Source organism: Erwinia sp. GW821-FHT03D09 (assembly GCF_059420805.1).
Window position 1 is genome coordinate 284659 of the sequence record NZ_JBWKUK010000003.1, and the last position, 8607, is coordinate 293265.

The following is an 8607-nucleotide window of genomic DNA, read 5'->3' on the forward strand; positions in this document are numbered from 1 at the left end:
GCCGATTTAGCGTGCGTTAACGCTGGGGAAACCCACTCCTCAGCGTCATTTTGCCAGGTGCTATAACAAGAGAGATACCGCGTGAAAATTTTAGTGACCGGCGGTGCCGGCTTTATCGGCTCTGCCGTCGTGCGCCATATCATCAACGAAACCACCGACAGCGTGGTCAACGTTGATAAACTGACCTATGCAGGAAACCTCGAATCCATCGCCGCCGTCAGTCAGGATCCCCGCTACGCCTTTGAGCAGGCCGATATTTGCGATAAAGCCGCCATGGCCGCTGTTTTCGCCCGTCATCAGCCGGATGCGGTGATGCATCTGGCGGCGGAAAGCCACGTCGATCGCTCTATCAGCGGCCCTGCTGATTTTATTGAAACCAATATCGTCGGAACCTACGTGCTGCTGGAGGCTGCTCGCCAGTACTGGAGCGGGCTGGACGATTCAGGCCGGGCGGCCTTCCGTTTCCACCATATTTCGACCGATGAGGTGTATGGCGATCTGCCCCATCCTGATGAAGTCAGCGATGCGCAAAGCAACCTGCCGCTGTTCACCGAAACGACATCCTACGCGCCCAGCAGCCCTTACTCTGCTTCTAAAGCCTCCAGCGACCATCTGGTTCGTGCATGGTTGCGTACCTACGGCCTGCCGACGGTGGTGACTAACTGTTCCAATAACTATGGACCTTATCACTTCCCCGAGAAGTTAATCCCGCTGGTTATTCTCAACGCGCTGGAAGGAAAAAACTTGCCCATTTATGGCAAGGGCGATCAGATCCGCGACTGGCTCTATGTCGAGGATCACGCTCGTGCCCTGTACACGGTGGTGACCCGTGGTGAGGTTGGCGAAACCTACAACATCGGCGGCCATAACGAGAAGCAGAATCTGCAGGTGGTGGAAACGATCTGCGACCTGCTGGACAAAATGGTGCCGAAAGCCGGGAGCTATCGCCAGCAAATCAGCTACGTTGCTGACCGTCCGGGCCACGATCGTCGCTATGCCATCGATGCCGATAAAATCGGCCGTGAGCTAGGCTGGCAGCCGCTGGAGACGTTTGAAAGCGGCATTCGCAAAACCGTACAGTGGTATCTGGATAACGCGGAATGGGTCAGCAACGTCAAAAGCGGTGCCTATCAGTCGTGGATTGCGCAAAACTACAGCGGGCGTCAGCCGTGAAGATTTTGCTACTCGGTAAAAATGGTCAGGTGGGATGGGAGCTGCAGCGTGCTCTTGCGCCACTGGGCCAGCTAACGGCCCTGTCCTCTGACTCAACCGACTACTGCGGCGACTTCACCCGGCCACAGGATCTCGCTGATACCGTGCGCCTGCTGCGGCCCGATGTGATTGTGAATGCCGCTGCCTGGACGGCGGTAGACAAGGCAGAGTCGGAAGCGGAGCAGGCGCATCAGGTCAATGCCGCGAGCGTTGAGGTGCTGGCAAAAGAAGCCCATCGGCTGGGCGCGCTGCTGGTGCATTACTCCACCGATTATGTCTTCCCGGGGGAGGGCGATAGCCCGTGGCAGGAAAACGATGCCACCGATCCGCAGAACGTTTACGGGCTCAGTAAGCTGGCGGGCGAACGGGCGATTCAGCAGCACTGCAAAAAACATTTAATCTTCAGAACCAGTTGGGTGTATGCCAGCCGGGGCAATAACTTCGCCAAAACCATGCTGCGTCTTGCCGCTGAGCGTGAAGAACTGTCGGTCATTAACGATCAGTTTGGTGCACCAACGGGGGCTGATTTGATTGCGGACTGTACCGCACACGCCATCCGTACGGTTCAGCATAACCCCGATGCGGCAGGGCTTTACCATCTGGTGGCATCCGGTACGACAAGCTGGTTCGACTATGCCCGCTTCGTTTTTGACGAAGCCCGGAACAATGGTACTGAACTGGCGTTAAAACAGCTGCATGCGGTACCAACCAGCAGTTACCCGACCCCGGCGCGACGTCCGTTAAATTCCCGACTGGCAACCGATAAGTTCTGCGCGGCCTTTGGGCTTTCGCTGCCTGAGTGGCAGGTCGGCGTGCGGCGGATGTTGCAAGAACTTAACGATTCGCAGGTCACACGTTAAATCTCTGCGGTAGAATTAAAAAAGAGAAAACTATGAAGCGTAAAGGCATTATTCTCGCTGGCGGTTCCGGAACCCGCCTCTATCCGGTCACCATGGCGGTAAGTAAACAGCTGCTGCCAATCTACGACAAGCCGATGATCTATTACCCAATCAGCACCCTGATGCTGGCGGGAATTCGCGATATCTTGATTATCAGTACCCCGCAGGATACGCCGCGCTTTGAGCAGCTGCTGGGCGATGGCAGTCAGTGGGGACTGAATCTGCAGTATAAAGTGCAGGACAGTCCGGACGGGCTGGCGCAGGCCTTTATCATTGGTGAAGAATTTATCGGTGAAGATAACTGCGCGCTGGTGCTCGGCGACAACATTTTCTACGGCCACGATCTGCCAAAAGAGCTGGAAGAAGCCATCAGTCAGCCTTCCGGGGCGACGGTATTTGCCTATCACGTCAACGATCCGGAGCGCTACGGCGTCGTTGAGTTCGACAAACAGGGCATTGCCGTTTCGCTGGAAGAAAAACCGCTGGAGCCAAAAAGCAACTATGCGGTAACCGGCCTGTATTTCTACGACAACAGCGTCATTGAGATGGCGAAAAGCCTTAAACTTTCCCCGCGTGGCGAGCTGGAAATCACCGACATCAACCGCCTCTATATGGAACGCGGCGCGCTGAAAGTAGCGATGATGGGGCGCGGCTACGCGTGGCTGGATACCGGCACGCATCACAGCCTGATTGAAGCCAGTAATTTTATTAAAACCATTGAAGACCGCCAGGGACTGAAGGTTTCCTGCCCGGAAGAGATTGCCTACCGTAAAGGCTTTATCGATGCGGCGCAGGTGAAAAAGCTGGCGGAGCCGCTGGCGAAAAATGATTACGGCAAATATCTTTTTAAACTGCTTAAAGGGGAGTGAATCATTTTTACCGTGATGACAAAATTCCTGAAATTTTTTTCATTTCGATTCAAGGTGATTTATCTTATCCGTATGAATAACCATTTTAGAGTTTATTATGCCTAAAGTTTCTATTATCACAGCTACATATAATTCAGATAAATTTATAAATACAACCTATGATTCAATTAAAAGTCAAACACTGACGGACTGGGAATGGTTAATAACTGATGATTGTTCCACTGACAAGACGAAAGAATTTCTAACTAAAATTCAAAATGAAGATTCGCGTGTTCGAGTATTTCACAATGCTGTTAATTCTGGAGCGGCAATATCTCGTAATTGTTCAATATCTCATGCAGCAGGTGAATATATAGCTTTTATTGATAGTGACGATTTGTGGGTAAAAGAAAAGCTTTCTGAGCAAATTTCCTTTATGGAAGAATGTGATTATGGTTTTTCTTTTACAGGTTATGAATTGATGGATGAAAGTGGAGCTTTAATCAATAAAAATATTGATGTAGGAAGAAGGAAAAAGTCTTTTGACTACCGTGATATGTTATTAAAAAAAGCTACGTTGGGCTGTTCTACAGTGATACTTAAATGCGATAGATTTGATGATCTGATGATGCCAGACATACGAACAGGTCAAGACTATGCGCTATGGCTAAAAATATTAAAAAATGGGGGCGCTGCATTCCTTTTTGATAAACCACTAATGCATTATCGAATTGTTTCAAACTCTATTTCTAGAAATAAAATAAAAAAAGCAAAGAGACAATGGAGTATATACAGAAAAATTGAAAAAATATCTCTTCCTTTTTCAGTTTATTGCTTCTTGAACTATATGGTAAGAGCTATCATACGATGAAAGTTTTGATTAATAGAATAATTCTTGGTATTCGCTCTGTATTTGAATATGTCAGAGTCCTGTTTCGTTTTAATGCATTAACAACTAATTCATATTTTAGTAAAAATATGTGTAATGTGATTGTATCGGGTACAACCTTTCCTGCTCGCGTCAAACATTTTGAAAGTTGTTTAAAAAGTGTACTCTTGCAAACTGTGCGACCTAAAAAAATAGTTATCTACTTATCACGAGATGAGTTTCCATGTGGACTGCCAAAAAATCTGGATCTGTATAAAAAATACAATGTCGAGTTTATTTTCGTAGAAGGGAATGCGAGATCTTATAAAAAACTGATTTATTCTATAGAGGCATTTCCTGATGATGCTATTATAACAATTGATGATGATGTTTATTATCCCAGCGAATGGTTGAATGAACTTATAACTGTACATCATGCTTACCCAGAAGATGTGGTTTTCTATCGAGGGCACCTTATTGAGATGGAGAAGGAAAATAAAGCGGTAAACTATGAAAAAATAGTTTATTCCAATACAGATGGTGTCCGTGTAAATATGCGTTTTCTTCCTACTGGTGTTTGTGGAATACTGTATCCGCAGGGGGCGCTGTTTTCTGATTATAATTCACTTGAGAAAATTAATCGGCTTGCTCCTACAGCAGATGATATATGGTTCAAGGCCATGGCAATGTTGCAAAATAGACAGTTTCGTAGAGTGAATTCCTACAACGTGCTTTATCCACCTGTTTTAGGCAGCCAGAAGTTTTCCCTTAAAAAAATAAACGTTTCTTCCGGTACTTCCCGAAACGATGAGCAGTTGAAAAATACTTTTGATGAATATCATCTTTGGGAGATGATGAATGGGTCGTAATATCCCCTCAGATTTTTATTTGACGAAAAGAAATCTGTCATTGGCAATGCTTTCCTACCTTGTAATATATTTTTTTACATCAATGGTTCTGGGGCGGATTCTAATTGAATATAATTCTGTTTCATTAATTAGCATAGTCTGCTTTTTCTCATGTCTTTTATTGTTTGTGATTGGTAGTTATCTTGGGGAAAAAACATCTTTTTTTATCAAACCACTTATTTCTGTAAGTTTATTTACTTTTGTAAAATTGATATCATGGTTCTCTTTTTTATTTATGTTGTTCTCTTGGTGGTTTAATTATAGGTATTGGGGGAGTTTTGAGTATATTGTAACGCATGCGATGACTATCAGGAATTCTGTGATTGGTGGGAATAGTGACTTCATTCCATCTTATCTGGGATATCTTTCATCATTATCCTACGTTTCGTTTTCTGCAGGGCTGTTCTTATTTCATCGTGCAGTGTGTGAGAAGAGCAAACGCGGAAAAATGTTTTTCTATCTTGTCGTCAATCTCGTATCAATTCTTCTTCAGGATCTTTTATCGTTTGGTAGAATCGGTATGGTATTTACTTTTTTTAGTATAATATCATATATGTTTTTATTTTTACCAATGCGTAAGATAATCAATAAGAAAAATCTCATTATAGTTATGATTGCTCTGGTTTTGGTCAATGCCCCACGTATTGTAAGAGGGGGGGGGGATATGTTTATGGCCTCTCTTGATGATAAGGTGAGTAGTATAAGTGTGCCTCTTAATCAATACAATGCAGGTTTTGTTATCAACTATATTTATTATTTTTCATCTCCTTATGCATTTGATTACTGGCTTAACTCTAAACATGATGATGCTAAAAATTATGGTGAAAGAACGTTTACTCCGGTTTTTAACATTATTAGTAAGTTCGTTGCAAATAGTGAGCGTCCGCAATTAATTGATGATGATGCATATATTCCATTCAGGCATAATATTTTCTCAGTGGCTAAAGATTACTACATGGATTTTGGTGTGGCTGGCGTTATTATTATTCCGCTGTTTTTTGGAATGGTATTTGGTCGTCAAAGCCGACTGACTACCAGAGGAATTATTGATAGGGACGTAAATTACATTAATGCGATGTTGGTTATTTTTTCGTTGGCATATTTTATTTATGCTCCATTGTATAATGTCTTTTCGTTTGGGAAGTTTCTTATTCCTTGGTTGTTTATGTTTTCTCTTTCACTTTTTGTTAAATTAAGAGATTAAAATGATTTCTTTCATAACCGTTAACTATAAATCACATAAAATAATAGATGCTTTGCTATCAAGCATCAAAAAAAGTCCTTTTATATCTAAAAAAATGGAAGTTGTTGTTTATGATAATTATAGCACGCAGCAAGAACAGAACGATTTAAACGTTGTCTGCGAAAAGTATCCATTTGCTAAATTAATATTAGCAAAGGATAACCTCGGGTTTGCAATTGGTAATAATCGGGCTGTGGAAAAATCATCTGGGGATATTTTGTTTTTTATTAATCCCGACTGTTTTTTATCTGAATCAGTATATGAAGGCTTTGAGCTGTTTTGCCAGAAAGAATATGATGCATCAGTTTTTCCAATGATTGATGAAACGGGTTCATCAGTAAAATATCTTTTTAAATATCCGTTTCTCAGCTGTTTTTTAAAAAATGACAAATCACGCTGGTGCACTGGAGCTAACCTGCTTATTAAAAGAGATGTTTTCAATAATGTAGGTGGCTGGCCAGAAGACTATTTTATGTATTCTGAAGATACTGACATGCATTTTACGCTTAAAAATAAAGGCATTTCTATTAATGTTTTGCAGGGGTTTAATCTTATGCATATAGGCAATGCCTGTGCTGGTGAAGTTTGGAGCTCTGTTAAACGAGAACGCATGCTTTACAGTTCGATGCTGAAATTCTCAAAAAAATATAATAAAAAGATTGATTTTATGCTGTATTACTGGTTGGTTACACTTTGTTTGATAATAAAAAAACCTCAGCTTTTTAAATTAAGAGTAAAAATGCTGAAAAATAAGGAATAAAATTGTTTAAAGAATATATCTTTATAGTGTTATCGAATCTTGGTCGATTTGTTATTCCGTTGTTGTTTATTCCGCTTGCGTCCAGGGGGTTGAATACAGATGATTTTAGTGCGTTAACTATAACTATATCTTTTTCGACCTGGGCTGCTCTAATAGTTGAGTTTGGTTTTAATTACTCGGCTGGTAACAAAATCAGATATACATCAAAACTTAAAAGTATTCATTTCGTAGGTTGGAATGTACTGATTGCCAAACTCGGTTTGTCACTAACGTCGATAGTTATAGGAGTATATTGTTCTTGGTTGCTTTTTCACAAAATAGACGTGTTTTATCTCTGTCTTTTTTGGGTCTACAGTTTTTCAGTTGGTGGGATTAATAGCTTCATATTTGTAGCGACTAAGCGATCTTCAATGCTTATGTATGGTGAAGCCTTTGGTGTGTTACTCTTCGCTTTATTAATATTAATTATATATGCATTTAATTTGAGTACATATCTGTACGCGTTCTTTTTGTCTTTAATACTTTACAGATTGACAATTTTCTTATTTTTTACGATTTATTCTGGTGTATTTAAATCACATTCTAAAAATGTACTCTATGGGTTTTTTGAACTTAGAAAAAGTATCTGGTATGGATTCTATCAAATATCATCAAGTCTTTATCTTTATGGTTTGTCTATTATTTCCTCATTTCTTGTCGATAAAAAAATCATCGTATATCATGTTCTTGCTGAGAGAATTTACCGAATTTTTTCATTTTCATTCACCCCACTAAGTCGATTGATTTTTACAAAAATCAACAATGTTAAAACACAATTTGAAAAGAATAGGGTGCAAACACTTGGTATAGTCATCAGCATCATCTATGGTGGTGGCTTAGCTGTTGTTTTAATGCTCATAGCTCCGCATATCATCAAGGTAATTTACGGTGAAAATTACATTTTAGCATCCAATAATCTTTCTATACTGGGCGCTTCTTATCCGGTTGCTTTCTGCAATGGTATACTCAGTGCAACCCTGTTCCTGGCAACAAGAAAAATGCGATACCTTAACTTCACTATTGTATTCGCTGGCATTTCTTGCCTGCCCATTTGTTATGGCTTATCAAAACTATACCCTCAGTTTGCACCGTCACTGACCTATCTTGCCGTAGAGTGTCTAATACTTATACTATTTTTATTTTATTATTTTAAAATTAAGAAGACCGAGCGTAATGAAAGTAATTAATGTTGCAATCCCAGATGTTAAAATTATCGAGCCAACTGTGTACGGCGATCAAAGAGGTTTTTTCCTTGAAACTTTTGAAAAAAAACGTTATCGGGAAATGCTGGGGATTGATCTCGATTTTGTTCAGGATAATCATTCTCGCTCATCTAAAAATGTCCTGCGTGGTCTGCATTTTCAAACCTTAAATCCTCAGGGAAAACTGGTTCGTGTTGTCAGGGGGAAGGTATTCGATGTTGCCGTAGATATTCGTAAAGATTCTGCGACATATGGTCAATGGGAGGGTGTGATTTTGAGTGAAGAGAACAAAAGACAGTTCTGGATCCCTCCTGGTTTGGCACACGGATTTGTTGTACTCAGTGATCTTGCTGATTTTGAGTATAAATGTACGGATTACTACAACCCTGATTATGAAGCTTCATTAATCTGGAATGATCCCTCAGTTGGAATTGATTGGCCGATAGATAATCCTATTCTTTCTGCTAAAGACCAGTCAGGTCGGCTATTGCATGAGCTATAATCGTGCGATTTGCGATGGTTACCTGATCTTACCCAGCAATAGTGGACATGCGACTAAGTGAGTAAACTCTCAATCAGAGGTAGCTCACATGACAAAGCCAGCATCAACCACAAAGAAGACGCGTAA

The 8607-nt window shown here is 41.5% G+C and carries 9 protein-coding genes; all 9 read left to right on the forward strand.

The window, feature by feature from the left end; genetic code table 11:
• The first annotated feature begins 81 nt into the window (after positions 1-81).
• The 9 genes from rfbB to rfbC all read left to right on the forward strand — a co-directional run bounded on the left by rfbB (position 82) and on the right by rfbC (position 8481).
• Positions 82-1173 (forward strand): dTDP-glucose 4,6-dehydratase, encoded by a 1092-nt coding sequence (gene rfbB / locus AC07U6_RS04480; RefSeq protein ID WP_494763093.1) that lies wholly within the window; start codon positions 82-84, stop codon positions 1171-1173.
• Positions 1170-2072, forward strand: a complete 903-nt coding sequence (gene rfbD / locus AC07U6_RS04485; RefSeq protein ID WP_494763092.1) for a dTDP-4-dehydrorhamnose reductase — start codon at positions 1170-1172, stop codon at positions 2070-2072. Before rfbB ends, rfbD begins: the two co-directional genes overlap by 4 nt.
• Positions 2073-2104: 32 nt before the next feature.
• Entirely contained in the window at positions 2105-2980 is an 876-nt protein-coding gene (gene rfbA / locus AC07U6_RS04490) for a glucose-1-phosphate thymidylyltransferase RfbA (RefSeq protein WP_494763091.1), read from the forward strand.
• Positions 2981-3077: 97 nt separating this feature from the next.
• Complete coding sequence (locus AC07U6_RS04495; protein WP_494763090.1) at positions 3078-3830, forward strand: glycosyltransferase family 2 protein; 753 nt, start codon at positions 3078-3080, stop codon at positions 3828-3830.
• Positions 3827-4696, forward strand: coding sequence for a glycosyltransferase (locus AC07U6_RS04500; protein ID WP_494763089.1), 870 nt, complete (start codon positions 3827-3829; stop codon positions 4694-4696). Before AC07U6_RS04495 ends, AC07U6_RS04500 begins: the two co-directional genes overlap by 4 nt.
• Positions 4686-5939: an O-antigen polymerase gene (locus AC07U6_RS04505; RefSeq protein WP_494763088.1), complete on the forward strand. Its 1254-nt coding sequence runs from the start codon at positions 4686-4688 to the stop codon at positions 5937-5939. The genes AC07U6_RS04500 and AC07U6_RS04505 overlap by 11 nt, the downstream gene beginning before the upstream one ends.
• Position 5940: 1 nt before the next feature.
• Positions 5941-6738: a glycosyltransferase family 2 protein gene (locus AC07U6_RS04510; protein ID WP_494763087.1), complete on the forward strand. Its 798-nt coding sequence runs from the start codon at positions 5941-5943 to the stop codon at positions 6736-6738.
• A gap of 2 nt (positions 6739-6740) precedes the next feature.
• On the forward strand, positions 6741-7964 hold the full coding sequence (locus AC07U6_RS04515; RefSeq protein WP_494763086.1) for an MATE family efflux transporter: 1224 nt from the start codon (positions 6741-6743) through the stop codon (positions 7962-7964).
• Positions 7951-8481 (forward strand): dTDP-4-dehydrorhamnose 3,5-epimerase, encoded by a 531-nt coding sequence (gene rfbC / locus AC07U6_RS04520; RefSeq protein WP_494763085.1) that lies wholly within the window; start codon positions 7951-7953, stop codon positions 8479-8481. The genes AC07U6_RS04515 and rfbC overlap by 14 nt, the downstream gene beginning before the upstream one ends.
• The last annotated feature ends 126 nt before the right edge of the window (positions 8482-8607 follow it).

Coding starts and splice junctions, on each gene's coding strand:
- AC07U6_RS04505 (WP_494763088.1), top strand. CDS start 4,686: ATGGGTCGTAATATCCCCTCAGATTTTTATTTGACGAAAAGAAATCTG.
- AC07U6_RS04495 (WP_494763090.1), top strand. CDS start 3,078: ATGCCTAAAGTTTCTATTATCACAGCTACATATAATTCAGATAAATTT.
- AC07U6_RS04510 (WP_494763087.1), top strand. CDS start 5,941: ATGATTTCTTTCATAACCGTTAACTATAAATCACATAAAATAATAGAT.
- AC07U6_RS04500 (WP_494763089.1), top strand. CDS start 3,827: ATGAAAGTTTTGATTAATAGAATAATTCTTGGTATTCGCTCTGTATTT.
- rfbA (WP_494763091.1), top strand. CDS start 2,105: ATGAAGCGTAAAGGCATTATTCTCGCTGGCGGTTCCGGAACCCGCCTC.
- rfbC (WP_494763085.1), top strand. CDS start 7,951: ATGAAAGTAATTAATGTTGCAATCCCAGATGTTAAAATTATCGAGCCA.